Consider the following 24,184-nt stretch of genomic DNA (forward strand, 5'->3'; position numbering starts at 1 on the left):
AGCAGGTCCGGGCCGGGAGGGCTGATCTTAGATTTCGATCAGCACCCGGCCAGCCTCGACCTTCACCGGATAGGTGACAAGGTTCACGCAAACAGGCGCCCGAAGGGCTTCCCCGGTGCGGTAATCAAACCGCCCGTTGTGCTTCGGGCATTCGATGGTGTGGTCGATCACCAACCCATCTTCGAGGTGGACCTGTTCGTGGGTGCAAAGCCCATCGGTGCAGAAATATTCATCCGAAGGGCTGCGGTAGATCGCGAAGGTCCGACCCTCGTGATCGAAACGGATCAGGTCTTCTTCGTCAATATCGTCGGCCGCACAGGCGTCGATCCAGTTGGGCATAGGTGGGCTCCGATGGGGTTGGGCGGCGATGGCACCTGCCTGGGAACACGGATCACAATGCCGGGGCTGATATGCGATCAGTGGGCGGCATTGGATTGATTTTATGGAAGAAGGTTGAACGGTGCGGGCAGCAATGGTCAAGCCGAATCCCGCTAGTTTGCGTGATGGACCCTTGGGTCGGCCGCGATGGCCGGGACCGAGCCGGATCGGGCAGGGCGCCTATTCGGGCGCCTGAGATCGTGGCGATGTCAGCCAGCAGCAGTCGCGCGACCAAACCGCCGCCAGCGGTCTTCCACCCGGATAAACGCGGCCCGCTTGCACGGCGCTGGGGCCCTGCCATAGCGGATCAGTCCGGGGCTCGGCCGCGACGGGCGCACCTTCGCTCTTGATGTTGAGCGTTTTAGTAGAGTAATAACCCGACTGAAACAGTCGGGTTTGTAAGTGCCCCCATGCGCAGCGCGAACATCACCTTGATCGCGCTTGGCCTTTGCGAGGTTGATGAAGCAATCGCACCCAGCCCACCCGCCGGTTGCCCCCTTGGCCGAGGTGTCCAGCACCGAAACATTGGGGCCGGTGGCCCTGCCGCTTGAAAGGACGCTATAATGCCCAACGATATGACACCGCCCAAACCCTCCGCCGTCAAACGCGCTACTTGTATGTTGGAAGTCCTTGCCGCTCGGCGCGTGACGCCCAACATGATCCGCGTCACCCTGACAGGGCCTGAGATGGCCGCGATCCCGGCCAGTACGGCGGGTGGTCATTGCAAGATCATGCTGCCCGCCGAGGGCCAAGACGCCGCTGCCCTTGCGCGCCAGATGGCAGAGGGGCCAAAACCCACGACGCGCACCTATACCATCCGCCATGCACGGCCCGAGGTGTGTGAGATCGACATTGATTTCGTGGCCCACGGCGACAATGGCCCGGCGTCTGCCTGGGCCGCGCGGGCGAAACCGGGCGATTTCATAGGCTTTGCGGGACCGGGTGCCCCCAAGCTGACGGATCACGAAGCCGATTACTACCTGATTGCGGCCGACATGTCGGCCCTTCCCGTCGCCGCCGCAGGGCTGGAGCAGCTACCCCGAGACGCCCAAGGCATCGCGATTTTTGAGGTGCTCAGCGAAGCGGACCGTCAGCCGATTGATGCCCCCGCAGGGATCGAGCAGCATTGGCTGATCCACGATAACGCAGAGGTGGAATCGACGCTGGCCACGGACATGATCGAAGGGCTGGACCTGCCTGAGGGGCGGATCAAGACCCTTGTGGCGGGCGAAACCGGCGTGATCCGGCGCTTGCGGATGCACCTGCGCGGCGACCGAGCGCTGCCCCGTGGCGATGTCTATGCCTCGGGCTATTGGCGGATTGGCTTGGCGGAAGACGCGCACCGGAAGGTGAAGAACATCGAGGCCGCCGATGATGAGGCCAAGTTGGCAGCGGCAAGCTAAGCTACGCGTTTAGGTCAACACGGCGACGCGCCCGTCATCCAACGGGCGCACGCTGATCGGCGTATTATAAAGAACGCTGAGGGGGGCATCGGCCAAAACCTCCTGCGCGGGTCCTTGCGCAAACAATGCCCCGTCCTTCAGGGCCACCACATGATCGGCCCATTGGGCGGCGATTTGCAGATCATGGAGCACAATGACCGCAGAACGGGTATCGGGACCGGGCCGCGAAAGTTGGTGCAGGCGGGACATGATGCCCTTGCTGACGCGCGGATCAAGGGCGCTAAGGGGTTCATCCAACAACAGATACGGCGTGCCCTGTGCCCATGCCATGGCAATATAGGCCCGTTGGCGTTGCCCGCCTGACAAAGCGTCCAGTTGGGCGGTCTCGATCGCTGTCAGCTCAAACTGGGCAATCGCCGCGTCCACCAGCGCGTGATCTTGCGCCGTGGGCCGCCCGCGATGGTGGGGCCACCGTCCGAAAGCCACCAGATCACGCACGGAAAGCCGGGGGATTTGCGGTTGCGACTGGGTCAGGATCGCCAGTCGCTTGGCGCGTTCAGACGCGGGCAGAGCGTGAATATCAGCCCCGCCAAGGCACACGTGGCCGCTGTCCGGCTGCAAAAGCGCCGCAACAGTGTGCAGCAACGTCGATTTACCGGCCCCGTTCGGGCCGATGATGGCCGTGATGCCGGTATCGGGCAGGGTGGTGGTGATGTCCTTGAGCACAGGCTTGCCGGTGAGGCTCAGGGATAGGGTCTGCACGTCGATCATGTCGTGCGCCTCCTCAGGATCAAGATCAGGAACAACAGGCCGCCGAGGAACTCGATCAGCACAGCGAGGGTGGAGGTCATGGAAAGCACCCTCTCGAAGATGAATTGCCCCGCCACCAGAATGATCGCACCGATCAGGCCGGAGGCCGGGATCAGAAGCGCATGGCGCTGGGTCCCGATGATGGCATGGGCAAGGCTGGCGGCCAGAAGGCCCAGAAATGTGATCGGCCCCACAAGCGCCGTGGACACCACCACAAGGGCTGCCACCAGCGCCAGCACGGCCAAGACAAAGCGGTCATATGCCAAGCCAAGGGACCGTGCCGTATCGCGCCCCAAGGCGGCCACATCCAGCCGAGAGGCAAGGGCCATGGCGCAGGCGATCGCCGCCCCAAGAAGTAGGGCCGCGACCAGAAGTTGGTCGCCCTCGACCGACCCGAAGGAGGCAAAGCTGGCCTGCTGCACGATGGCAAATTCGGACGGATCAAGGATGCGTTGCATGAACCCCGCAAGGCCCCGCAAAAGGATGCCGAAGATCACGCCCGTCAGCACGATCCGCACCAGATCAGAGGCACCTTTGCGCAGGATGATCCCGAACAGCGCGACGGCGGCGAGGACCAGCACAATAGCCTCGGTCAGGAAGGTGGCAAAGGGGGGCAGGGTGACATAGCCGACGCCCCCGAGCGCGAAGACCAGGGCGGTTTGCAGGAACACGAAGAGGGCGTCGAAACCGACGATCCCCGGCGTCAGCAGCCGGGTCTGCGCCACGGTCTGAAACAGAGTGGTTGCCACGCCCGTGGCCGCGCCCACAAGGATCAGGGCCGTCAGTTTCTCAGCCCGGAGCGTCAGGATGAAACTGACCGGTGCGCGCAGGTTCCAGCATAGGAAAAGCACGCTCATCACCGTCAGTAGCAGGGCAAGGAGGAGGAGCCGGGACCTGACCATTACGCGGCCCCTTTGCGATTGCTGTCCATTTGCGGCTTGCGCCGATCTCTACCCAACAGGGGCTTGCGCCGATTTCCATCCAACTGCGGCTTCCGCCGCGGGGGCGCATAGAGCAGCCAAAGGAACACCGCCGCGCCGAAAACGGCGAAGATCGTGGCGGCTGGGATCTCGTATGGGTAGCGCACGACGCGGCCCAGAATATCCGAGGCCAGCACAAGCGCCGCCCCCGTCAGCGCCACCACCCAAAGGTTCGCGCGGATGTTGTCGCCGCGCCAGCGCGAGATCAGGTTGGGCACGATCAGACCCACAAAAGGCATGGAGCCTACCGTCACCACAACCACGGCCACCGTGATCGCCACGATCACCAACCCCAACATCTGCGTCTGAAAATAGTTCAATCCTAGCGAGCGGGCGTAATCCTCGCCCAAGCCCAGAATCGTGATCCGATCGGCAATCAGGAACAGCACGCCGGACAGGGCGGCGATGATCCACAACAGCTCATACCGGCCCTGCATGACGCCCGAGAAATCGCCCAACATGGCGATGCCGACGAATTGCAAAAGATCGGCGTTCCAAGCGAACCACAGACCGACTGCGCCAAGGATACCGCCGTAAATGATGCCCACCAAGGGCAGCAACATCGGGTCGTGGCGGGGCACGAAACGCGACAGGGCAAGGAAGCCGAAGGTGCCCGCCAAGGCGCTGGCGGCGGCGATGGTCATCTTGCCGAAAATGACGATGCCCGGCGCGATCAAGGTCACGGCCAGCAGGCCAAGGGTTGCGGCTTCGGGCGTGCCGGTCAGGCCCGGCTCTACCAACCGGTTCTGCACGCTTTGCTGCATGATGACACCGGCCAACGCCAACCCCGCCCCGGTCAACAAGGCGGCGGCGGTACGGGGAAAACGACTGACCGCGATCAGCCAAGCCGCGTCAAAACCGCCAGACCAAAGGCTGGCAGCGCCGATGGAGAGGCTCGCCACCACAAGGGCCGCAAGGGCCAGAATGATGCCGAACCTGAGCGTCATTTAGTCAGCAAAGCCTGCGATGATTTCGTCCATCGTCAGCATCATCGACTGCACACCGCCACCAGCCAGATAGAGAGGCGCAGAGCTGAGGTAGATGATCTGGCCTTCCTGGGCGGCCGTGGTGCTTGCGACCAGCGGGTTATCGAGGGTGGCGGCGGCGGCCTCTCCATCCTGGCCGATGGCGGCGGCACGGTCGATCACGAGGATCCAATCGGGGTTCACTTCGGCGATGAACTCGAAGGACACGGCCTCGCCGTGGGTTTCCGCCGTCAGGTCGGGGTAGGCTTCGGGCAGGTTCAGGGCCGAATGCAGCCAGCCAAACCGACTGTCGTCGCCGTAGGCCGACACGTTGCCACCGTTGGTCAGCAAGATCAGCGCTTCACCCTGGCCCTCAGCGGCGGCGACGGCATCGGCCAAGCGTGCGTCCAGTGCGGCGGAAAGTTCTGCGGCCATCGCCTCTTGCTTAAAAATCGTGCCGTAGGCGGCAATGCGGTCTTGGGCTTGGGCGATCATGTCTTCGCCCCAAATGGTCATGTCGATGGTTGGCGCGATCTCGGACAGCGGCTCTACCTGGGTGGAGGAACGGCCACCGGCGATAATCAGATCAGGGCCGAGGACGGCCAGCGCCTCAAAATCCGGCTCAAACAGGCTGCCCGCAGGCTGAGCGGTTTCAAACACGTCGGATAGGTAGGACAGTGGTGGCATTGCGGGCACGGCGTCTACTGTGACGCCAAGGGCGCTGATCGTGTCGATGGCGGCGGCATCCAGAACGGCGATGGTTTCGGGGCCGGACGCGACGGTCACGTCGCCGATGGCGGTCGGGATCGTCAGGTCTTCGGCCTGGGCTGCGGTGGCCAGAAGAAGGCAAGCAAGAGTGGTGGGGATACGGGTAGCCATGTCAGGTCCTCTCAAGGGCTGAGTTCAGGTTGAGGGGGTGGCGGCGGCTACCGTTGTGCGAAGGGGTAGACGATGGCGGCAGGGCAGTGCAACCTAATGTTGAGTATTATAGTCAGATAAGGGGTGAGCCATGGCGACGCAGATCGGCACGTTCCCAACAGCGCACGCAAGCCGCTACTTGCAGCAACTGTGCAAACACTTCGGCCACAAGGTTGAAGTGTCCTATGATGAGAGGACAGGCCGCGCCGCGCTGCCGCCGGGGCCGGCTCGGATGTGGGCAGACGACGACATGCTGCAGCTCGAGGTTACGGCAGGGACGGAGGAAGGGTTAGGAACCGCCCGCTATGTCATTGATAGTCATCTGGAAACCTTCGCCTACCGCGAGAAGTTCAAGGCCATGGATTGGGCGGTGGCAGAGGGGCTTTAGCGCCCCCCGAAGTTGATCGAGAAGCTGGTTTGCGCCCCCGCCGGTGGGGGCGGAAAGGGGACTGCGCGTTGCACGATGGACAGGCCCGCCTGATCCAATTCCGCGTTGCCCGAGGACCGCGCCACAGAGAGGCCCGCCAGGCCGCCATTGCCGCTGATGCGGAAGGAAATCACCACATCGGCCCCATTGTGGCGGACCCGAGGGCGCCCGGCGCGAGAGATTCGGCGTAGCACCTGGCCCGGATAATTGGCCACGGCTGCCCCGTTGCCCGCCTGCGGTGCCGGTTGCGCGGCGGGGGCCGTGGCGGTTGCGGTGGCGCTTTCGGTTCCGGTCGTACTGCCGCGCGTGGCGTTTGCGGCGGCGTTGCCTGTGGCGGCAGGCGGCTGCGGGCGGCCCGTGGCGACTTGGGGCTGAGGCTCGGGCCGGGGCGGCGGGGCCAAGCCTTCGGGCCGGGTGCGGGGCCGGGGGCTGCTGAGCGGTGTCAGCGCCGCTTCATCCTCGGCCACCACTACGTCCTCTGCCGGGGCGGATTGCGTGGGTTGCGCGGGTGCTGAGCGGGCGGCGGCGGCCCTTACTTGCGGGGTGACAGGCTGGATCGCCACCGCCACTGTTGCAGCAGGCTGCGCCGATACAGGCACCTGCGCGGTGTATTCCGGTGCCTCATTGGCCTGCGGCGTCGCAGGCGCTGTGGCTTCAACCGACGTCGGCTCAATCGGCGTCGGCTCGGCCCTCAGCGTGTCTGGTGCCTCGGCCAATTCTGTATCTGGTGTTTCGTCTGCCTGAGCCGGGCTGGCGCGGTCTGCGACCTCGACCGGGTCCGCGACCTCGGGCCGGTCACTGCCGGACATCCCCGCGACCATATCGGCAAACGAGGCACCAAGGCGGGCCGGGGCCGGGTCACCGCCGCCCTCAAGCTCGACCGTGTCAGGCGTGACATAGCCCGCAATTGCCAGATGGGTGCCGCCCGACAGGGCAACGGCGGCGATCAGGCCGATGTACTTTGCGCCCTTCATTCCATACCTCTTTCGGTCACGATCCAGACTTTCTGCGCCCCGCATCGCGCAATTGTCGCGAGATGGTGACCAGTTCAGCGGCAGGAAGCGCGCGGTCCGGCACAAGGCGGGGTGTGGGGGTGTTGGCAATGATCTCGGCCAATGTCACGGGTTGGCCGCGCAGCTCTAACGTGCCGTCGGGCAGGATCACGGTGGCATCAGGCGGGGCGCGGCCTTCCAGCGTGGCGGTATCCACCAGCGCCACGCGCGGGTCCAATGGCAACGCAAAGGAGCCTGCGATCAGGAAGAAGATCAGCATCAGGAAGACCACGTTGATCAGGGCGATCGTGGGTTCCTTGACTCGGCGGGACGGGGCGCGGCGCAGGGACATGGGGCTAGTCCAGCACGGTGAGGGAAAGGGCGGGGAACGGGGCGAGCGTGACCAACAGGTCAACTAGACGTTGAGAGGTCACGTCGTCAGTGGCGCTGACCAGCATCACGGTCGCTTCAGGGTGTTGCGCGGTGATCTCGGCTGGAAGGGCGGACATGGTAAGTACGGTGCCGTTGAGCGACAGGCTCTCGGCCCCGAACTGCAAGAACAGGGGGGACGTCTCGGCAGGGGCCGCCGCGCCGCCACCCGCCGCCGAGAGCTGTATCTCGGAAAAGCGGGTGAAGGTCGACGTCAGCATAAAGAACAGCAAAAGCAGGGAGATGACAGCAATCAGGGATGTCATCGACAAGGCACGGCGGCGATATGTGGCGGACCTAACCGGCAAGGGGCACGAAGTCGGGCGTGGGGGCGCGTTGCGCCTCGGCGGGGGCTTCCACGGGGCAGAAGGCACGGGCGATCATGCTATCGGCCAAGGCGCGTTCCGCCTGCATCCGGGTCTCAAACCACGTCAGGATAGGCGAGGTTGGCATCGCCACGGCCAGCCCGGCGGCGGTGGTCATCAGCGCAACCCAGATGCCGCCGGCAAGGATTGACGGATCCACGGCATCGCCCGCGCTTTGCAGGGCTTGGAAGGCGTCGATCATCCCCAGAACGGTGCCGAACAGCCCCAGAAGCGGCGCAACTTGGGCGATGCTGTCGAGCAGGCGGAAGCCTGTCTCAATCCGGTCAAGGCGTTCTGCGGCCTCCACCTCCATCCGGGGGCGGAAGCCGTCGTGGTCTTGCAGTTCCGTCATTTGGTTCATCAGGCGGGCGAACAGCGGTGCAAGATGGCTGCGGCTTTCGCCCGCCAGTTGCAGTGCCGCGTCCCGGTCGCCCCGGTCAAGGGCCGCGCTTGCACGGATCAGGCGGGCATGGCGCCCGACGCCTGTGTGCAGGAATTGGTCCAGTTTGAACACGACAACGGCCAGCGATATCAATGACATCGCGAGCTGGAGGGCAACGACGGGCCCGCCAAGGGCAACGAGCCCGCCGATATTGGACAAAGCAATCTCCAGCGTCATCCAATCACCTCCACATCATCCACCCGGCTGACGGGGAACAACGCGCCTTCGCAACGCGCAGGGTCCAGCCCGTCGCCTGCGCAGGTATCCACACCATTGAAGTGAACCCGGCCAAGGGTGTCACAAGACAGGCCCGGCATATCAAATTCGCGCACACGGGGCCGCGCGGTGGGTAAAGCCGCCATATCAAACAGGGTCAGACGGTCGATGCTGCCCTCAGTGGTGAACAGAACCGTTTCAAACACGATCTGTTCGATATCCGCATCCATGTAGTTTTGCGCCATGAAGGTCAGTCGGCACGCACCGTCCAGCAGTACAACGCGGTTCAACTGGACGATCAGCGCGGCAGGCGCGTCCTGCGCGGCAGCCCCCAGAGGGAGGGCTGCGACAAGGGCGGCACCAAGCAGTATGGTGATAGCAGATCCACGCATCAGAAGTTCCACACACGAGCAACCGAGAGGCGGCCCGTCATGCCGCGCCCGTTGTCACCGTCGAGCGCGTTGACGTAGGTGCGGTCAAACACGTTGTCGATGCCGAAGCGGAACTCCAACCCCTCCAGCGCGCCTTCTTGCGGGGCGTAGCTGGCGAACAGATCATGGGTGGCATAACCGCCGTAGAAGTTGTCCGAGCTCACGCCCATGGATGTGGTATCGGCATAGTCGATGTCGGCGTAGGCGTTCATCGTCCAGCCGTACTCCACCCCGATATCCGCATGGCGACGGCCCAGGGCGACCGAGAAGTTGTCTTGGGGAAGCTGGCTCCAGACCTCATCATCGGTCAGGTTGCGGCCTTCGATCATGGAAAGGGACATGTTGCTGAACCACATGTCCGAAACATAGGCGACTTCCAGGTCCACCCCCTAGATCTCGGCCTCGGCGATGTTGCGGTTATTGGGCGTGCCGCCTGTGCTATCATGCTCGATCAGGTTTTCGACGTAGGAGTAATGCGCCGTGACGTGGGCGTCGAAGCCGTCGTTGCCGTTCAACAAACCAGCGCGGGAGTAGGTGAAGCCCAATTCCACCGACCGTGCCGTTTCGGGCAAAAGGTCTGTGGCGGCAGTTTCGCCGTCGGAATCGTCGTTGGAATACAACTCATCCAGGTTGGGTGCCCGTTCCGTCTGCGAGAGAGAGCCGAACATGCCCCATTCATCCGAGATGTCGTAGGTAAACGCCACCTTTGGCGATACGGACAGGATTTCGACCGTTTCGCGGCTGTCCGCCGTGGCGGCGGCATCGTCGGCGCCGGGTTCGTTGATCGCATATTCCAGACGTAGGCCGGGCACCGATGTCAGGCCGTTGCCGAAATCCATCTCGGCTTGGGCAAAGGCAGCAATGCGCGTGGCGGTGCCTTCAGGATGGAAGTCGATGAAGGTCGAGGTTTCTGCCTCGGCCACCCGGCTCTGACGCGAGATCGTGGTGCCGTAGATCAAGGTCGTATCAATGTTGCCCCAAGTCACGTCCGTGCTCACGCGGGCGTCGAGCGATAGGGTGTCATAGCCGTAGGTGGAATCCTCGAACAAGACGCTGGGACTTGGTGAGGTTGCGTTTTCCTGCGTGATGTCCGTGTCGGAATAGGTCAACGTCATCTCTAGATCGCCAAACTCTTCGGCCGAGGCGTAGATCGCTGAGAAGGTCTGGTCACGCGTGTGGCGGTCCACATTGCCGAACCCGTCCGAGCCTGTTTGCGAGTAAGACGTATTGTCCAGATCGCTGTCCCAAGCCTCGTAAATGAAGCGGAGGGAGCGGTTGCCGTCAAAGCTGTAAGTCGCGCTGACAAGGCCCGAGGTGGCATCGAACGCAGAGCCTTCAATCGCATTGCCGTCCCCGTCCACGTAATTGGCGGCCTCACGGTAGTTGAGATTTGCGAAGACTTGCCAGTCGTCGCCCACTTGGGTGGCGTAGCGCAGGGCGACGTTGCCACCTTCGCCTTTGGTCTCGCCGCCCACAGAGAAGCGGAATTGGCTGGTTTGCCCGTCAATCAGTTAATCCGAGGAATCGCAGGTCTCGAACCGCACAACGCCGCCGATGGCGCCAGAGCCATAAAGCGTGGCCGAGGCAGGCCCGCGCAGAACCTCGATATTGCAAAAGAGGTTCGGGTCCGAGAAGAGCGAGCCCATGCGGTATTGTTCGTAATACTGTGTCGCGCCGTCTTGCAGAACGACCACACGGCCCTCGTCCCCCGCCGGGACTTCCCCCCAGCCGCGAAAGTTGAACGTCTGACCCAGAACGCGGTCGGACCCGATGGCCTGCACGCCCGGTACGCCATCAAAGAACTCGCCGATGGTGGTGGCTTGTTGGCGCTCAATCTCTTCCTGGTTGATCACGGTGACCGCCTGAGGCGTGTCGAGGGCGACCTGATCGGTGCCCCACCCCAAAATGATCCGTCCCAGTGGTGTGGTTTCTTGTGCGTGTCCCGGTGCGGCCAAAACGGCCAATGCTGCGGCCATTGCCGTAGACGTCCCCAGACGCACGTGTCCCATGCGGTATGACATCATACCCCCTCGTGTTTTGCTGTTGTTGATTTGGGTGCTTGCCGGGCGTTCCGGCTGGCAGATCGTGGGGGTATGCGCGGAAAATTCACCCGTGCTGGCCTGCGATACTTGCGGTGCGTAAAGTATCTGACTAAAAGCGTCAACAATAGCAATCGAGCCTACGGGCCTACGTTGCAAAAGTGCCAGCTCGGAGCCTCTGTTACAGGGGCCGCGCAAGCCCTCTCCCCTTACACACGAACGGAACGAGGCGCAGACATGGGCGCAGATACCTCTATTCAGGCCGACGCGATTCGCGCGGCAATCACCGACAACCCCAAGACACGCGCTCGCGACTTGGCCGATAAGCTTGGCGTGCCAGAAGGTGCCTTGGTGGCCGCACAGGTGGGCTTTGGCGCGGTGCCACTGGTCGCTGACCCCACACGGTTGACCCTGGCGATCTGCACCTTGGGAGAGGTCATGGCTCTGACCCGCAATGAGAGCGCGGTGCACGAAAAGGTTGGCATCTACGAGAACTTCCGGGCGGGCGAACATGCCTCTAGCGTGATTGCGGCGGATATCGATCTGCGCATCTTCTCGCGCCATTGGGTTCATGTATTCGCGGTCGAGAAGGTAGTAGACGGCACGATCCGCCGGTCCATCCAGGTCTTCGACGCGGCCGGCGATGCGGTTCACAAGGTATTCCTGCGGGAGCGGTCCAACATTGCGATGTGGGACCTGATGCTGCGCGATCTGGAGGGCCCTGAAGGGGAACCGGTCTTTGAGGATCGTGCGCCGGTGGAGGCGGCCAAAGGCGATGTCGTGAAGGTAGAGACTCTGCGGCAAGAATGGGACCGGATGACCGATACGCACCAGTTCATGCGGCTCACCTCGAAGCTGAAGATGAACCGACTGGGCGCCTACCGCATGGCGGGGGAGCCCTATGTCGTGGCCCTTGACCCATCCGCGGTGAACCATGCGCTTCAGGCGATGTCCGAGGGCTCGCTGTCGGTGATGGTCTTTGTGGGCAACAAGGGATGTATCCAGATCCACTCGGGCCCGATCAACAAGCTGGTGCCCATGGGCCCGTGGCAGAACGTGATGGACCCCGGCTTCAACTTGCACTTGCGGGCCGATCACGTGGCAGAGGTCTGGCTTGTCACCAAGCCGACAAAACGCGGCCCGGCGATTTCGATCGAGGCGTTTGATGCGCGCGGCATGTTGATCCTGCAATGCTTCCCCCTGCGCAATAAAGATGGCGAAGATCACGTCGCGGCGTTCAGTGCGCTGACAGATACCTTGCCGCGCCTTGGTCAGGCGGAGGAGGTGGCATGAGCCTTGCACCCCGACTATCTGCCCGCCGCCTGACACCGGGCGGCCTTGCAATGATCATGGCGGCTGGCCTTTTTGCCGCTTTCCTTGCCGACCCCGGACGGGCGCAAGACGATGCACCGCGCGTTCTGTCGGTTGGCGGTTCGATCACCGAGATCATCTATGCGCTTGATATGGAACACCTTCTGGTGGCCCGCGACACGACCTCTAGCTGGCCCGCCGAGGTCGAGGCGCTACCCGATGTCGGCTACATGCGCGCCCTGTCCCCTGAGGGCGTTTTCTCGGTGCGGCCTGATCTTATCATTGCCGAAGAAGGCTTTGGCCCGCTGGAAACGATCGAAGTGCTGGCCGATGCGGAGATCACCTTTGTGACCGTTCCCGAAAGCTTCGATGCAGCAGGTGTGCGGACAAAGATCCTGACAGTGGCAGAGGCTTTGGGCGTAGCGGAAGAAGGCATAACGCTGGCGGATCAGATCGACGTGGAACTGGCCGCCGTCACGCAAGACATCAGCGAAGACGCCCCCCGCGTGATGTTCATTCTGTCGATGCAGGGCGGGCGCGCCATGGCATCGGGCGTTGGCACGGCAGCGTCGGGGATCATCGCCATGGCTGGTGGCGAAAACGCTGTGACCGCCTTTGAAGTCTACCGCCCCCTGACCGATGAAGCGGTGCGGGCCGCGGCCCCCGATGTGAACTTGATGATGGATCGCGGCGGAGATCACGGCGCCGATGCCGAAGGCGTCTTCTCCCATCCCGCCCTTGGCCTGACGCCCGCTGCGGACACTGGCAGCTTGGTGCAGATCGACGGCTTGCTTCTGCTTGGCTTTGGCCCGCGCACACCTGAGGCGGTCCATCTTTTGGCCGCCGCCCTTGGCACCAACGGGGAATAGCGCCTTGGCCGAATTGTCCCAGAGCCTCCCGTTGCCTGTTGCAGGCGACCGGGAAGCCCGCGCCCGTGCGTGCAGTTTCTTGCTGTTGGCTTTGCTGGCGTGGTCAGTTTGACGAGCCTGACCACAGGCGCATCGGGTATTTCGCTGGTGGAAGTCTTCGGCACTTGGGCGCGGGGTGAGAGCCTGGATCGGGTGACGCGCACGGTTTTGTTCGACATTCGAATGCCGCGCTTGATTATGGGCATCCTTGTGGGCGCGGCCTTGGCCGTGTCTGGCGCTGTCATGCGGGGGTTGTTCCGCAACCCTTTGGCTGATCCCGGCCTGGTAGGGGTTGGCGCGGGCGCCGGGCTCGGCGCGATGGTCGCCATTGTTCTGGGCGGCTTTCTGCACGTGGCGATACAGGCGGCTGTGGGTTTCTACCTTGTGCCCTTCGCGGCATTCTTTGGCGGATGGCTCAGCACGATCATGCTTTATGTTGTGGCCACCAACCGAGGCAAAACATCGGTCGCGGTCATGCTTTTGGCGGGCATCGCCCTGGGGGCTTTGACCGGGGCTGTGTCGGGCATTCTGGTCTATATGGCAGACGATCAACAACTACGGGATTTGACGTTCTGGGGCTTGGGTTCACTGGCGGGGGCCACTTGGGTGAAGCTGATCGTAGTGGCCCCATTGATGGTCACGGCCCTTGCCGCGGCTCCGTTTCTGGCGCGGAGCCTTAATGGCTTAGCATTGGGAGAGGCCGCCGCCGCCCATATCGGCATTCCTGTGCAGAGGATGAAATCCATCGCGATCCTGACCGTTGCCGCCGCCGTGGGTGCGGCTGTATGGGCGCCGACCCAGAACGGAAAGGCTCGGTGGCTGAATCTGGATGAGCCTGTTTCCAGCCTTGATATCGGACATCAGCTGGAGGTGATGGAAATCGCCCGCGACTATGCCCGTGGCGGCGGCGGGGTGATCGCCGTCATGCACGACCAGAACCTGACCGCGATGTTCGCCGACCATATGGTGCTTCTATCGGGGGGCGATGCCTTGCGGCGGGGGCACCGGCACAGGTGATGACGGACGTGACTCTCAGCAAGGCCCATGGCTGCGCCCTCCAGGTCAACACCCGGCCGGCCGCCGATGCGACGTTCATCCTGCCCCATCTGGCGCAACGCGCGGGCAGAGTTCAAAGGGCACGACTTATGCATATCGCAATGAACCGCTTTACGGTGAAAACGGCAAACGCGCGGGCGCTTGAAAACCTTTGACCGGGGCGTGAAAGCCGTTTGCAGGGGGCGGATGGCTTTGGGGCGTTGCCAAGCTTTGCAAGTCATGGCGCGTCAGGCTTAGCGTGGTGATTTCATGGGCGCTGCGCCTTGGGCATGAGTGTCTTGGGAAGCCGCGCTAGAGGAGCCTGAACGGTGCGCATTACCGGGCTCACAAAGCCTTTAAGAAATCTGACGAAGTTATTCGAATATAACAGGTGAAGAGAATGCGCGCTCTCGCCGGAGGGCGGTTCTGGACGGTTGAGAGGCGGGGAGAAAACGCCACGCCTTCCTGCGTCAGGTAAGGCGTGTCGTTGAGAAAGTGCCATGGCCCGGGGCGCTTTGCAGCGGGTCCGGGCCATGCGATGGGGTCAGGCGAAGGCCTGCAAACCGGTGATGCCGCGGCCCATGATGAGGGCGTGGACGTCGTGGGTGCCCTCGTAGGTGTTAACGGCCTCAAGGTTCATCACGTGGCGGATCACGCCGTATTCGTCGCTGACGCCATTGCCGCCGTGCATGTCGCGGGCTTCGCGGGCAATGGTTAACGCTTTACCGCAATTGTTACGCTTCATCAGGCTGATCAGCTCGGCAGGCGCGGTGTGATCGTCAAACATCCGGCCCAGTTGCAGGGCGCCTTGCAGGCCCAGGGCGATCTCGGCCTGCATGTCGGCCAGCTTCTTCTGGATCAGCTGTGTTTGCGCCAGCGGGCGGCCAAATTGCTTGCGGTCCATGGTGTAGTCGCGGGCGGCGTGGAAGCAGGCCTCGGCCGCGCCCATAGCACCCCAGGCGATGCCGAAACGCGCCCAGTTGAGGCATCCGAACGGACCGGCCAAGCCACTGACTTCAGGCAGCAAATTATCCTCGGGCACAAAGACCTCATCCATCTGGATCATGCCCGTAATCGAGGCGCGGAGCGAGAATTTCCCCTCGATCTTCGGGGCGTTCAGGCCCTTCATTCCCTTCTCGAGGATGAAGCCCTTGATCTTGCCGTCATGGGCGTCGGACTTGGCCCAGATGATGAAGACATCGGCGATGGGGGAGTTGGTGATCCAGTTCTTCGCGCCGGACAGGCTGTAGCCGCCGTCCACCGGCTTTGCACGGGTGACCATGGAGCCGGGGTCCGATCCGTGGTCCGGTTCGGTTAACCCAAAGCAGCCGACCATGCGTCCCGAGGCCAGCTCAGGCAGGAATTTCTGGCGCTGCGCCTCGGTGCCGTAGGCGAAGATCGGGTGCATCACCAGCGAGCTTTGCACCGACATGGCCGAGCGGTAACCGCTGTCGACCCGCTCCACCTCGCGGGCGACCAGCCCGTAGGAGACATAGTTGGCGCCGATGCCGCCGTATTCCTCGGGGATGGTCGCGCCCAGAAGGCCCATATCGCCCATTTCGGTCATGATATCGCGGTCAAATGTCTCGTGGCGGTTGGCCATGACGACGCGCGCCCCCAGGGCCTCTTGGCAATAGGCATGGGCGCTGTCGCGGATCATCCGCTCCTCCTCCGTCAGCTGGTTTTCCAGCAGAAACGGGTCGTCCCAAACCAGGCTCGCAGGCTTGGCGCGGGCGGATTGGGGGGAGGTGCTGGCGGATGTCGTGGTGCTCAAGGGAAGTCTCCATCGGCTTCAATTTCAGAAATGGGTAGAAGGCGGCTGAATTTATTTCAAGCATAAAATGTTTTTACTTGAAATACAGGTTTGCGATCCGTAGCGTTGCTGTATCGGAACAAGAAAGTGGGTCGAACATGCGTATTGCTTGTCTTGGGGGCGGTCCTGGAGGCCTCTACTTTGGGATTTCGATGAAACGTCGCAATCCTCAGGCCGAAGTCGTGGTGTTCGAGCGTAACCGCGCCGACGATACCTTTGGCTGGGGCGTGGTTTTGTCGGACGAAACCCTTGATAATCTTGCCAAGAATGACGCTGAAAGCGCCGCGATCATCCGCGAGAACTTTGCCTATTGGGATGATGTGGCGCTGCATCATCAGGGGCAAAAGCTGGTGTCCAGCGGCCATGGTTTCTGCGGTATCGGCCGCAAGAAGCTGCTGTTGATCCTACAGGCGCGGGCGCGGGAATTGGGCGTTGATCTGCGGTTCGAGACCGAGGTCGGCGCGGCGTCCGATTATAAAGACGACTTTGATGTTGTGGTGGCCTGCGACGGGCTCAACTCCAAGACCCGGATGGAGTTTGCCGACACGTTCCGACCCGACATCGACACCCGCAAATGCCAGTTTGTCTGGCTTGGTACGCACCAGCGGTTCGACGATGCGTTTACCTTTATTTTCGAGGATACCGACAAGGGCTGGGTCTGGGCGCACGCGTATCAGTTTGACGATGACACAGCGACTTTCATCGTGGAATGCAGCCAGAAAACCTTTGATGCTTACGGCTTTGGCGAGATGAGCCAGCAAGAAAGCATCGCCGTGTGTGAGGCGATCTTCAAGGACCACCTTGGCGGTCACGGGCTGATGACCAACGCCAACCATATTCGCGGCTCTGCGTGGATTCAGTTCCCCCGTGTGCTTTGCGAAAAATGGAGCCACGAGAATGTCGTGCTTCTGGGCGATGCTTCGGCCACCGCGCATTTCTCGATCGGGTCGGGAACGAAGCTGGCGTTGGAAAGTGCCATTGCGCTGGCCGAAGATATTGCCACGAAGCCGACGCTGGAAGAAGCCTTCGCCAACTACGAGGACGAGCGGCGGTTGGAAGTGTTGCGCCTGCAATCGGCGGCGCGAAACTCGGTGGAATGGTTCGAGGATGTGGAGCGGTATCTGCACCTTGATCCAGTGCAATTGAATTACTCCATGCTGACCCGCTCGCAACGGATCAGCCACGAAAACTTGCGTGAGAGGGACCCGAAGTGGCTTGCCGGGGCCGAGGCGTGGTTCATGGAGCAAGCCGGAGGGGAGGCCACGACCCCTGCCCGCGCCCCGATGTTCGCGCCTTTCACCTTGCGCGATATGAAGCTGAGGAACCGCATCGTGGTGTCGCCGATGGCGCAATACAAGGCGGTGGATGGCGCGCCGACCGATTGGCATTTGATCCACTACGGCGAACGCGCCAAAGGCGGCGCAGGGCTGGTCTACACCGAGATGACATGCGTCTCCGCTGATGGCCGGATCACCCCCGGTTGCCCCGGTCTTTATGCCCCCGAGCATGAGGCCGCATGGGCGCGGCTTACCGCCTTTGTCCACGCCGAGACGGAGGCGAAGATTTGCTGCCAGATCGGCCACGCGGGGCGGAAGGGCTCGACCCGTGTGGGATGGGAGGGGATGGACAAGCCGCTGGCGGAGGGCAACTGGCCGCTTTTGTCGGCCTCCGATATCCCATGGTCTGATGACAATGCGACGCCGCAGGCGATGGATCGGGCGCAGATGGACGCGGTGAAAGCCGCCTTCGTGGCGAGCGCCGAAATGGCGGATCGTGCGGGCTTTGACATGATCGAATTGCACGCGGCCCACGGCTATCTGATCTCGTCCTTCATCTCGCCGCTGTCCAACACGCGAACGGATGAATACGGCGGCAGCCTAGAGAGCCGGATGCGCTATCCGCTGGAAGTTTTCGCCGCCATGCGGGCCGTTTGGCCGCAGGAAAAGCCCATGTCGGTGCGGATTTCGGCCAGCGATTGGGCCGGGGACGACGGTGTCACGGCCGAGGACGCCGTGCAGATCGCGGCGATGTTTGAAGCCCAAGGCGCGGATATCATCGACGTGTCGGCGGGCCAGACCTCGACCCAGGCCGAGCCTGTCTATGGCCGCATGTTCCAAACGCCCTTCTCCGACCGGATCAGGAACGAGGCGGGGATCAAGACCATGGCCGTTGGCAATATCTTCGAGGCCGATCACGTGAACTCGATCCTCATGGCCGGTCGGGCCGATCTGGTGTGCCTTGCGCGGCCGCATCTGGCCGATCCCTATTGGACGCTCCATGCGGCGACGGCCCTTGGGGACCGACAAGAAAGCTGGCCCCAACCCTATGATGCCGGCCGCGATCAGGCGTGGCGACTGGCAGACCGGGCGGCGGACATGGTGGGTAAGGTATGAAGCACGTGGTTGTCACAGGCGGCGGCACGGGGGTTGGCGCGGAAACCGCACAGCGCTTCGCGGCGGCGGGTTATGCCGTCACGATCATGGGCCGCAGTGAGGCTCCATTGCAGGCGCAGGGCTTGTCGTACCAGCTGTGCGATGTGACCGACGTGGACCAGGTGCACGCCGCGTTTGACGCAGCCCGCGCCGAGCATGGGCCGGTGTCCATTGTCATTGCGAACGCGGGCGCAGCGACCTCGAAGCCATTTGCCAAGATGAGTGCGGCGGATTTGACCGGCATGTTGGACGTGAACCTGACCGGGGTTTTCAACGTATGGCAGGCCGCTTTGGCAGACATGAAGTCCGAAGGGGCAGGGCGGATGATCGCCATCGCCTCCACCGCCGGGCTTAAAGGCTACCCCTATGTGGCGGGTTACTGCGCGGCCAAGCACGGGGTTGTCGGGCTGACGCGGGCGCTGTCGTTGGAACTGGCGAAAACCGGGATCACCGTGAACGCCATCTGCCCCGGCTTCATTGATACGCCGCTGCTGGAACGCTCGGTCGAGAACATCGTCGCCACCACAGGGATGAGCGCGGAAGACGCGGTGAAGTCGCTGACCAAGGGCAACCCGCAGGCGCGGTTGATCCAGCCCGAGGAAGTTGCGGAAACCGCGCTGTGGCTCTGCTCGGACGCGGCGCGGTCGGTTAACGGACATACTCTAAGCCTGTCGGGAGGTGAAATCTGATGCAAACCAAGACTGTAGAGGTCCTTGCCCCACCTTCAAAAGAACGCCTGCGCCTTTGGCTTCGCCTGCTGAAAACCAGCCGCGCGATTGAAACCACCCTGCGCGAGAAACTGCGCGAGGAATTTGCCACCACTCTGCCGCGCTTCGACGTGATGGCCGCGCTGTCGCGCTTTGAAGACGGCCTGAAGATGAGCCAGCTTTCCGGCGTGTTGCGGGTGTCCAACGGCAATGTCACCGGCATCGTGGACCGTTTGGCCGAGGATGGATTTCTGGTCCGCGTGCCCGTGCCCGGCGACCGCCGCGCCTCGGTTGTGCGGTTGACCAAGCGCGGCGTCGAAGAATTCGCCCGCCAAGCCGCCGCTCACGAAGCGTGGATTGACGCCACGCTCGAAGGGTTCGGGGCAGAAGAAGCCGCTGAAATCGGCGCGCGGCTGGAGATTCTGGAAGCAAAACTACAGTCAGAAGGGGATGCCTGATGCGCACTGACGTCACTCATTTCAAATGCGAGATCGCCGACCGCATCGCCACCATCGCGCTGGATCGCCCCGAGCGGAAGAACCCGCTGACGTTCGACAGCTACGCCGAGATGCGTGATTGGTTCCGCGATCTGCATTACTCGGACGACGTGGACGCGGTGGTTTTCGCGTCTAACGGCGGCAACTTCAGTTCGGGCGGGGATGTCCATGACATCATCGGGCCGCTTACCAAAATGTCGATGAAGGAGCTGTTGGCCTTCACCCGGATGACCGGCGATTTGGTCAAGGCGATCGTGAACTGCGGCAAGCCGGTGATTGCCGCGATTGATGGGATTTGCGTGGGCGCCGGCGCGATTATTGCCATGGCCGCCGACCTGCGGATCGCCACGCCCGAGGCCAAGACAGCCTTCCTTTTCACCCGCGTCGGCCTTGCGGGCTGTGACATGGGGGCCTGCGCAATCTTGCCCCGGATCATCGGGCAGGGCCGCGCGGCAGAGCTGCTTTATACTGGCCGCGCCATGACCGCCGAGGAAGGCCATGCATGGGGGTTCCACAACAAGCTGGTCGCCGCCGACACGCTGGACGCCGAGGCGCAGACGATGGCCGCCCGCATCGCCGCGGGGCCGAACTTTGGGCACATGATGACCAAGACAATGCTGGCGCAGGAATGGTCGATGTCGATTGAGCAAGCGATCGAGGCCGAGGCGCAGGCGCAGGCCATCTGCATGCAGACGGCGGATTTTGAACGCGCCTACACCGCCTTTGTCGCCAAAGAAAAACCCCTGTTCGAGGGCAACTGATGGCAGATAAAACTTTCCTTCACTGGCCGTTTTTCGAGGACACGCACCGCGATTGGGCCGCGCAGGTTGAGGCCGTGGCCGGGGGCTTGCACGTCGATCACGCCGACACCGACACCGCCTGCCGCACCCTTGTGGCGGATTTGGGCGAGGCAGGCATTTTGCAGGAAACCGGCAACCCCGATGGTCCGCTGGACGTGCGCCGCCTTTGTCTGGCGAGAGAGACCCTGGCGCGCCACGACGGTTTGGCAGATTTCGCCTTTGCGATGCAGGGGCTTGGCACCGGGGCGATCTCGCTGTTTGGCAGCGATGCGCAGAAGGCCGAATGGCTGCCGCTGACGCGGGCGGGCAAGGCGATTTCGGCCTTTGCGCTGACCGAACCTCAATCCGGGTCAGACGTGGCGAACTCTACCATGACGGCGACGCGCGATGGCGAAGCTTACGTGTTGAACGGGCAGAAAACCTGGATCAGCAACGGCGGCATCGCCGATGTCTACACGGTCTTTGCCCGCACCGGCGACGGCCCCGGCGCACGGGGTTTGTCGGCCTTTGTGGTGCCCGCAGATACGCCGGGCCTGACCATTGCCGAGCGGCTCGACACCATTGCGCCGCACCCCTTGGCAACGCTGGATTTCACCGACTGCCGCGTGCCTGCAAGCGCTTTGATCGGCGACAGCGGGGCGGGGTTCAAGATCGCCATGTCGGTGCTGGATGTCTTCCGCTCGACGGTGGCGGCTGCCGCCTTGGGCTTCGCACGTCGGGCTTTGGACGAGGCCGTGACCCGCGTAAGCGCGCGCCACGTGCAGGGTGCTCCGCTCAGCGATTTGCAGCTTGTGCAGGGGCATATCGCGGATATGGCCGTGGATATCGACGCCTCTGCGCTGCTGATCTACCGGGCCGCCTGGACCAAGGACAGCGGCGCACCGCGGATCACCCGCGAAGCGGCGATGGCCAAGCTATTTGCCACCGATCACGCGCAAAACGTTATCGACAAGGCTGTGCAACTGCACGGCGGCGATGGCGTGAGGTCGGGTCAGGCGGTTGAGAAGTTGTACAGAGAAATTAGGGCGTTACGCATCTATGAGGGCGCATCAGACGTCCAGCGTATCATCATCGCCCGGCAAACACTGGGTCAATAGGAACCCACCAACACGGAGTGTTACGGTGACCAATCTGGAAATCGCATCTTGCCTTTCCGCTCTGCGTCCTTGGCCTCAAAATCCGGCGGTTTTCTGCCCCCAGAAGCAAGCGAGTATGCCATGTTAAGCGCCAGCGCCCATCAAGATACGTTCTCCAGAGATAACTTGCCGCCGCAAGATCAGTGGCCTGATTTCCTGCTGGAGGGGTTCGATTACCCCGACACCCTCAACGTCGGCGTGGAGTTGACCGATGCAATGGTTGCCAAGGGTTTCGGCGACCGCACGGCCCTTATCGGCAACGGGCGTCGGCGCACCTATAAGGAGCTGGCCGATTGGACTAACCGGCTGGCCCATGTTCTGGTAGAAGATCTGGGCGTCGTTCCCGGCAATCGGGTGCTGATCCGCTCGGCCAACAATCCCGCGATGGTGGCATGTTGGCTTGCCGCCACCAAGGTGGGCGCGGTGGTGGTGAATACCATGCCGATGCTGCGGGCCGCGGAATTGGCGCAGATCGTGGAGAAGGCGCAGATCACCCATGCGCTGTGTGATACGCGCCTGATGGATGAGATGGAGGGCTGCGCCAAGCTGTGCAGCACCCTGACCCATGTGGTGGGCTTTGACGGCACGTCGAACCATGACGCCGAGCTCGACCGGTTGGCGCTGGAAAAGCCGGTGCAGTTCGACGCCGTGGCGACGGGGCGCGAGGATGTGGCGCTGTTGGGCTTCACCTCAGGCACGACTGGATCACCCAAAGCGACGATGCATTTCCACCGCGACCTCCTGATTATCGCGGACGGCTACGCGCGGGAGGTCTTGGGCGTGACGCCCGACGACGTATTCGTCGGCTCCCCGCCGTTGGCGTTCACGTTCGGCCTTGGCGGTTTGGCGATTTTTCCGCTGCGTTTTGGGGCCACGGCAACACTTCTGGAAACTGCCTCTCCGCCCAATATGATTGAGATCATTGAGAAATATAAAGCCACGGTGTGCTTCACGGCCCCCACGGCCTACCGCGCCATGCTTGCCGCAATGGAGGAGGGCGCAGACCTCAGCAGTCTACGCGCCGCCGTTTCAGCGGGCGAAACGCTGCCCGCGCCGGTCTATGATGATTGGATTGCGAAGACAGGCAAACCGATGCTGGACGGGATTGGCGCGACCGAGATGTTGCACATCTTCATCTCCAACCGTTTTGACGATCATCGGCCTGCCTGCACGGGGCGGCCTGTCACGGGGTACGAGGCCAAGATCATCGGAGAGGACGGGCAGGAACTGCCCCGAGGGGAAGTCGGGCGTCTGGCCGTGCGTGGCCCCACCGGCTGCCGCTACATGAACGACGACCGCCAGGGCGCTTACGTTTTGGACGGATGGAACATCTCGGGCGACGCTTTCACGATGGATGCGGACGGATACCTGCATTTTGCCGCCCGTAACGACGATATGATCGTCTCATCCGGCTACAACATCGCGGGCCCCGAAGTGGAGGCGGCACTGCTGTCCCATCCCAACGTGTCGGAATGCGCCGTGGTCGGTGCGCCAAGCGAGGAGCGCGGGATGATCGTGCAGGCCCACGTGGTGCTGGCCGACGCCACCCCTTCCGCCGAGATGGTCAAGGCCCTGCAGGACCACGTGAAAGCAACCATCGCGCCGTTCAAATACCCCCGTGACGTGCGATTTGTCGAGGCGCTGCCCAAGACCCAGACCGGCAAGATCCAACGTTTTTTGTTGAAAGAAACCTCGTGACAAACACCGCGTTCACCCAGCCCATGAAGGTGCTTTTTAGACACTGCGACCCCGCGGGCGTGGTGTTTTACCCGCGCTACTTCGAGATCATCAACGATATGGTCGAAGCGTTCTTCGATCACGTGGGTTTCCCGTTTGAGGACATCCTGAAGGACGGCGGCGTACCAACGGTGCAGGTTGAAACCACTTTCCAAGCACCCAGCCGCCACGGAGATCACCTTACACTGTCGCTGGAATTGACCCGTGTTGGCACTGCCAGCCTTGGGGTTTCAGTGATTGCTGAGGGCAGGGATGCGCATCGCTTCTCTGCCAACCTAACCCTTGTTCATATCGACGCCGCGCATCGCCCAAAACCTTGGTCAGATCCGATGCGGCAGGCCTTCTCGCCCTATCTAAGGAGCAAACAATGACAAATAAGACAATCAAGCCCGATGGTTGGGCCCCTGCGAAAGGCTACGCTGATGGTGTGTTAGCCGCTGACGGCACGCTGTATATCGGCGGCCAAATCGGCTGGACCGCGGAGCAGAAGTTCACTTCTCACGATTTCATCGGGCAGATGGAGCAAGCCTTGCGCAACATCGTGGACGTTGTGGTCGCGGCAGGTGGCAAGGTCGAGGATATCACCCGACTGACGTGGTTCGTGATCGACAAGGCCGAATACCTGGCTCGTCAACGGGAAGTGGGGGAGGTCTACCGCAAGGTTCTGGGTCGTCATTTCCCTGCCATGTCGATGCTGATTGTCGCGGGATTGGTCGAAGATGATGCGCTATTGGAGATCGAGGCGACAGCCCACATCGGCGCGTAGCACGCAAGGATTGCAGCGGGGGCGCTAAGTGCTGCCTCCGACCGCTACCACTGCACCTGTTGCCCTGTCCGGCGTCGCCCCGCCGGCAGTAACGGCCTTGCCTAACGCAGGCGCATCAACGCGACCCTGAAAGCCCCGCCCCAACAGGCGGGGCTTTCGCGATGCGACTACAAATCGACCAACGGACGGTCGTCATTCAGGTCATGTTCGGGAAAATTTGGTAGCGGAGGAGCGTTCTATTCAATAC

Annotated in this window: 26 protein-coding genes and 2 pseudogenes; 14 read left to right on the plus strand and 14 right to left on the minus strand. The window is 62.5% G+C overall.

The window, feature by feature from the left end:
- Positions 1-27 precede the first annotated feature (27 nt).
- Positions 28-339, minus strand: a complete 312-nt coding sequence (locus AADW23_RS06680) for a MocE family 2Fe-2S type ferredoxin (RefSeq protein WP_341863741.1) — start codon at positions 337-339, stop codon at positions 28-30.
- 602 nt (positions 340-941) lie between these two features.
- On the opposite strand from AADW23_RS06680, the gene AADW23_RS06685 reads away from it, so the two are divergent.
- A complete protein-coding gene (locus tag AADW23_RS06685; protein WP_341863742.1) occupies positions 942-1,781 on the plus strand; it encodes a siderophore-interacting protein in 840 nt (279 codons plus the stop codon).
- Between the two features lie 9 nt (positions 1,782-1,790).
- On the opposite strand, the gene AADW23_RS06690 is transcribed toward AADW23_RS06685, so the two are convergent.
- From AADW23_RS06690 to AADW23_RS06705, 4 genes are read right to left on the minus strand one after another with little or no spacing between them, the layout of a single operon-like run.
- Positions 1,791-2,552 carry an ATP-binding cassette domain-containing protein gene (locus AADW23_RS06690; RefSeq protein WP_341863743.1) on the minus strand — a complete coding sequence of 254 codons (762 nt, stop codon included), beginning with the start codon at positions 2,550-2,552 and terminating at the stop codon, positions 1,791-1,793.
- On the minus strand, positions 2,549-3,493 hold the full coding sequence (locus AADW23_RS06695) for an iron chelate uptake ABC transporter family permease subunit (protein WP_341863744.1): 945 nt from the start codon (positions 3,491-3,493) through the stop codon (positions 2,549-2,551). The genes AADW23_RS06690 and AADW23_RS06695 overlap by 4 nt, the downstream gene beginning before the upstream one ends.
- A complete protein-coding gene (locus AADW23_RS06700; RefSeq protein ID WP_341863745.1) occupies positions 3,493-4,518 on the minus strand; it encodes an iron chelate uptake ABC transporter family permease subunit in 1,026 nt (341 codons plus the stop codon). Before AADW23_RS06700 ends, AADW23_RS06695 begins: the two co-directional genes overlap by 1 nt.
- Positions 4,519-5,415, minus strand: a complete 897-nt coding sequence (locus AADW23_RS06705; protein WP_341863746.1) for a siderophore ABC transporter substrate-binding protein — start codon at positions 5,413-5,415, stop codon at positions 4,519-4,521.
- Between the two features lie 130 nt (positions 5,416-5,545).
- Here AADW23_RS06705 and AADW23_RS06710 point away from each other — a divergent pair, with 130 nt between their 5' ends.
- Positions 5,546-5,842, plus strand: a complete 297-nt coding sequence (locus tag AADW23_RS06710) for a DUF2218 domain-containing protein (protein WP_341863747.1) — start codon at positions 5,546-5,548, stop codon at positions 5,840-5,842.
- On the opposite strand, the gene AADW23_RS06715 is transcribed toward AADW23_RS06710, so the two are convergent.
- The 8 genes from AADW23_RS06715 to AADW23_RS06750 are packed head-to-tail and all read right to left on the minus strand — an operon-like array spanning position 5,839 to position 10,780.
- Complete coding sequence (locus tag AADW23_RS06715) at positions 5,839-6,855, minus strand: TonB family protein (protein WP_341863748.1); 1,017 nt, start codon at positions 6,853-6,855, stop codon at positions 5,839-5,841. The two genes, AADW23_RS06710 and AADW23_RS06715, sit on opposite strands and share 4 nt — an antisense overlap.
- A 16-nt stretch (positions 6,856-6,871) precedes the next feature.
- A complete protein-coding gene (locus tag AADW23_RS06720) occupies positions 6,872-7,225 on the minus strand; it encodes a biopolymer transporter ExbD (protein WP_341863749.1) in 354 nt (117 codons plus the stop codon).
- Between the two features lie 4 nt (positions 7,226-7,229).
- Positions 7,230-7,568 carry a biopolymer transporter ExbD gene (locus AADW23_RS06725; protein ID WP_341863750.1) on the minus strand — a complete coding sequence of 113 codons (339 nt, stop codon included), beginning with the start codon at positions 7,566-7,568 and terminating at the stop codon, positions 7,230-7,232.
- A gap of 31 nt (positions 7,569-7,599) precedes the next feature.
- Positions 7,600-8,286, minus strand: a complete 687-nt coding sequence (locus tag AADW23_RS06730; protein ID WP_341863751.1) for a MotA/TolQ/ExbB proton channel family protein — start codon at positions 8,284-8,286, stop codon at positions 7,600-7,602.
- Entirely contained in the window at positions 8,283-8,717 is a 435-nt protein-coding gene (locus tag AADW23_RS06735) for a hypothetical protein (protein WP_341863752.1), read from the minus strand. Before AADW23_RS06735 ends, AADW23_RS06730 begins: the two co-directional genes overlap by 4 nt.
- A complete protein-coding gene (locus AADW23_RS06740) occupies positions 8,717-9,142 on the minus strand; it encodes a hypothetical protein (protein ID WP_341863753.1) in 426 nt (141 codons plus the stop codon). Before AADW23_RS06740 ends, AADW23_RS06735 begins: the two co-directional genes overlap by 1 nt.
- Before the next feature lie 3 nt (positions 9,143-9,145).
- Positions 9,146-10,231 carry a TonB-dependent receptor gene (locus AADW23_RS06745; protein WP_341863754.1) on the minus strand — a complete coding sequence of 362 codons (1,086 nt, stop codon included), beginning with the start codon at positions 10,229-10,231 and terminating at the stop codon, positions 9,146-9,148.
- 36 nt (positions 10,232-10,267) lie between these two features.
- Complete coding sequence (locus AADW23_RS06750; protein ID WP_341863755.1) at positions 10,268-10,780, minus strand: TonB-dependent receptor plug domain-containing protein; 513 nt, start codon at positions 10,778-10,780, stop codon at positions 10,268-10,270.
- Between the two features lie 252 nt (positions 10,781-11,032).
- Here AADW23_RS06750 and AADW23_RS06755 point away from each other — a divergent pair, with 252 nt between their 5' ends.
- The 4 genes and pseudogenes from AADW23_RS06755 to AADW23_RS06770 form a co-directional block, all read left to right on the plus strand.
- Positions 11,033-12,088: a ChuX/HutX family heme-like substrate-binding protein gene (locus AADW23_RS06755; RefSeq protein WP_341863756.1), complete on the plus strand. Its 1,056-nt coding sequence runs from the start codon at positions 11,033-11,035 to the stop codon at positions 12,086-12,088.
- Entirely contained in the window at positions 12,085-12,975 is an 891-nt protein-coding gene (locus AADW23_RS06760; protein ID WP_341863757.1) for an ABC transporter substrate-binding protein, read from the plus strand. Before AADW23_RS06755 ends, AADW23_RS06760 begins: the two co-directional genes overlap by 4 nt.
- Before the next feature lie 4 nt (positions 12,976-12,979).
- Positions 12,980-13,800: pseudogene (locus tag AADW23_RS06765) on the plus strand (iron ABC transporter permease); the annotation flags it as partial.
- Positions 13,798-14,135 (plus strand): annotated as a pseudogene (locus AADW23_RS06770) (iron ABC transporter); the annotation flags it as partial. The pseudogenes AADW23_RS06765 and AADW23_RS06770, both read left to right, overlap by 3 nt.
- A gap of 458 nt (positions 14,136-14,593) precedes the next feature.
- Here the strand turns inward: AADW23_RS06770 and AADW23_RS06775 are convergent.
- Positions 14,594-15,763 (minus strand): acyl-CoA dehydrogenase, encoded by a 1,170-nt coding sequence (locus AADW23_RS06775; protein ID WP_341864293.1) that lies wholly within the window; start codon positions 15,761-15,763, stop codon positions 14,594-14,596.
- Between the two features lie 197 nt (positions 15,764-15,960).
- On the opposite strand from AADW23_RS06775, the gene AADW23_RS06780 reads away from it, so the two are divergent.
- The 8 genes from AADW23_RS06780 to AADW23_RS06815 all read left to right on the plus strand — a co-directional run bounded on the left by AADW23_RS06780 (position 15,961) and on the right by AADW23_RS06815 (position 23,937).
- Positions 15,961-18,255 (plus strand): bifunctional salicylyl-CoA 5-hydroxylase/oxidoreductase, encoded by a 2,295-nt coding sequence (locus AADW23_RS06780; protein WP_341863758.1) that lies wholly within the window; start codon positions 15,961-15,963, stop codon positions 18,253-18,255.
- The gene (locus AADW23_RS06785; RefSeq protein ID WP_341863759.1) at positions 18,252-18,983 is read left to right on the plus strand and encodes an SDR family NAD(P)-dependent oxidoreductase; all 732 of its coding nucleotides are present in this window, start codon (positions 18,252-18,254) and stop codon (positions 18,981-18,983) included. The genes AADW23_RS06780 and AADW23_RS06785 overlap by 4 nt, the downstream gene beginning before the upstream one ends.
- On the plus strand, positions 18,983-19,459 hold the full coding sequence (locus AADW23_RS06790; protein WP_341863760.1) for a MarR family transcriptional regulator: 477 nt from the start codon (positions 18,983-18,985) through the stop codon (positions 19,457-19,459). The genes AADW23_RS06785 and AADW23_RS06790 overlap by 1 nt, the downstream gene beginning before the upstream one ends.
- Positions 19,459-20,259 carry an enoyl-CoA hydratase family protein gene (locus AADW23_RS06795; protein WP_341863761.1) on the plus strand — a complete coding sequence of 267 codons (801 nt, stop codon included), beginning with the start codon at positions 19,459-19,461 and terminating at the stop codon, positions 20,257-20,259. Before AADW23_RS06790 ends, AADW23_RS06795 begins: the two co-directional genes overlap by 1 nt.
- Positions 20,259-21,395 carry an acyl-CoA dehydrogenase family protein gene (locus tag AADW23_RS06800; protein WP_341863762.1) on the plus strand — a complete coding sequence of 379 codons (1,137 nt, stop codon included), beginning with the start codon at positions 20,259-20,261 and terminating at the stop codon, positions 21,393-21,395. Before AADW23_RS06795 ends, AADW23_RS06800 begins: the two co-directional genes overlap by 1 nt.
- A 120-nt stretch (positions 21,396-21,515) precedes the next feature.
- The gene (locus tag AADW23_RS06805) at positions 21,516-23,132 is read left to right on the plus strand and encodes an AMP-binding protein (protein WP_341863763.1); all 1,617 of its coding nucleotides are present in this window, start codon (positions 21,516-21,518) and stop codon (positions 23,130-23,132) included.
- Positions 23,129-23,542: a thioesterase family protein gene (locus tag AADW23_RS06810; protein ID WP_341863764.1), complete on the plus strand. Its 414-nt coding sequence runs from the start codon at positions 23,129-23,131 to the stop codon at positions 23,540-23,542. The genes AADW23_RS06805 and AADW23_RS06810 overlap by 4 nt, the downstream gene beginning before the upstream one ends.
- Positions 23,539-23,937 carry a RidA family protein gene (locus tag AADW23_RS06815; protein ID WP_341863765.1) on the plus strand — a complete coding sequence of 133 codons (399 nt, stop codon included), beginning with the start codon at positions 23,539-23,541 and terminating at the stop codon, positions 23,935-23,937. The genes AADW23_RS06810 and AADW23_RS06815 overlap by 4 nt, the downstream gene beginning before the upstream one ends.
- The last annotated feature ends 247 nt before the right edge of the window (positions 23,938-24,184 follow it).

Source organism: Gymnodinialimonas sp. 57CJ19 (assembly GCF_038396845.1).
In the GTDB taxonomy this organism is placed as follows: Bacteria; Pseudomonadota; Alphaproteobacteria; order Rhodobacterales; family Rhodobacteraceae; genus Gymnodinialimonas.

Coding starts and splice junctions, on each gene's coding strand:
- AADW23_RS06680 (WP_341863741.1), bottom strand. CDS start 339: ATGCCCAACTGGATCGACGCCTGTGCGGCCGACGATATTGACGAAGAA.
- AADW23_RS06685 (WP_341863742.1), top strand. CDS start 942: ATGCCCAACGATATGACACCGCCCAAACCCTCCGCCGTCAAACGCGCT.
- AADW23_RS06690 (WP_341863743.1), bottom strand. CDS start 2,552: ATGATCGACGTGCAGACCCTATCCCTGAGCCTCACCGGCAAGCCTGTG.
- AADW23_RS06695 (WP_341863744.1), bottom strand. CDS start 3,493: ATGGTCAGGTCCCGGCTCCTCCTCCTTGCCCTGCTACTGACGGTGATG.
- AADW23_RS06700 (WP_341863745.1), bottom strand. CDS start 4,518: ATGACGCTCAGGTTCGGCATCATTCTGGCCCTTGCGGCCCTTGTGGTG.
- AADW23_RS06705 (WP_341863746.1), bottom strand. CDS start 5,415: ATGGCTACCCGTATCCCCACCACTCTTGCTTGCCTTCTTCTGGCCACC.
- AADW23_RS06710 (WP_341863747.1), top strand. CDS start 5,546: ATGGCGACGCAGATCGGCACGTTCCCAACAGCGCACGCAAGCCGCTAC.
- AADW23_RS06715 (WP_341863748.1), bottom strand. CDS start 6,855: ATGAAGGGCGCAAAGTACATCGGCCTGATCGCCGCCGTTGCCCTGTCG.
- AADW23_RS06720 (WP_341863749.1), bottom strand. CDS start 7,225: ATGTCCCTGCGCCGCGCCCCGTCCCGCCGAGTCAAGGAACCCACGATC.
- AADW23_RS06725 (WP_341863750.1), bottom strand. CDS start 7,568: ATGACATCCCTGATTGCTGTCATCTCCCTGCTTTTGCTGTTCTTTATG.
- AADW23_RS06730 (WP_341863751.1), bottom strand. CDS start 8,286: ATGACGCTGGAGATTGCTTTGTCCAATATCGGCGGGCTCGTTGCCCTT.
- AADW23_RS06735 (WP_341863752.1), bottom strand. CDS start 8,717: ATGCGTGGATCTGCTATCACCATACTGCTTGGTGCCGCCCTTGTCGCA.
- AADW23_RS06750 (WP_341863755.1), bottom strand. CDS start 10,780: ATGATGTCATACCGCATGGGACACGTGCGTCTGGGGACGTCTACGGCA.
- AADW23_RS06755 (WP_341863756.1), top strand. CDS start 11,033: ATGGGCGCAGATACCTCTATTCAGGCCGACGCGATTCGCGCGGCAATC.
- AADW23_RS06760 (WP_341863757.1), top strand. CDS start 12,085: ATGAGCCTTGCACCCCGACTATCTGCCCGCCGCCTGACACCGGGCGGC.
- AADW23_RS06780 (WP_341863758.1), top strand. CDS start 15,961: ATGCGTATTGCTTGTCTTGGGGGCGGTCCTGGAGGCCTCTACTTTGGG.
- AADW23_RS06785 (WP_341863759.1), top strand. CDS start 18,252: ATGAAGCACGTGGTTGTCACAGGCGGCGGCACGGGGGTTGGCGCGGAA.
- AADW23_RS06790 (WP_341863760.1), top strand. CDS start 18,983: ATGCAAACCAAGACTGTAGAGGTCCTTGCCCCACCTTCAAAAGAACGC.
- AADW23_RS06795 (WP_341863761.1), top strand. CDS start 19,459: ATGCGCACTGACGTCACTCATTTCAAATGCGAGATCGCCGACCGCATC.
- AADW23_RS06800 (WP_341863762.1), top strand. CDS start 20,259: ATGGCAGATAAAACTTTCCTTCACTGGCCGTTTTTCGAGGACACGCAC.
- AADW23_RS06805 (WP_341863763.1), top strand. CDS start 21,516: ATGTTAAGCGCCAGCGCCCATCAAGATACGTTCTCCAGAGATAACTTG.
- AADW23_RS06815 (WP_341863765.1), top strand. CDS start 23,539: ATGACAAATAAGACAATCAAGCCCGATGGTTGGGCCCCTGCGAAAGGC.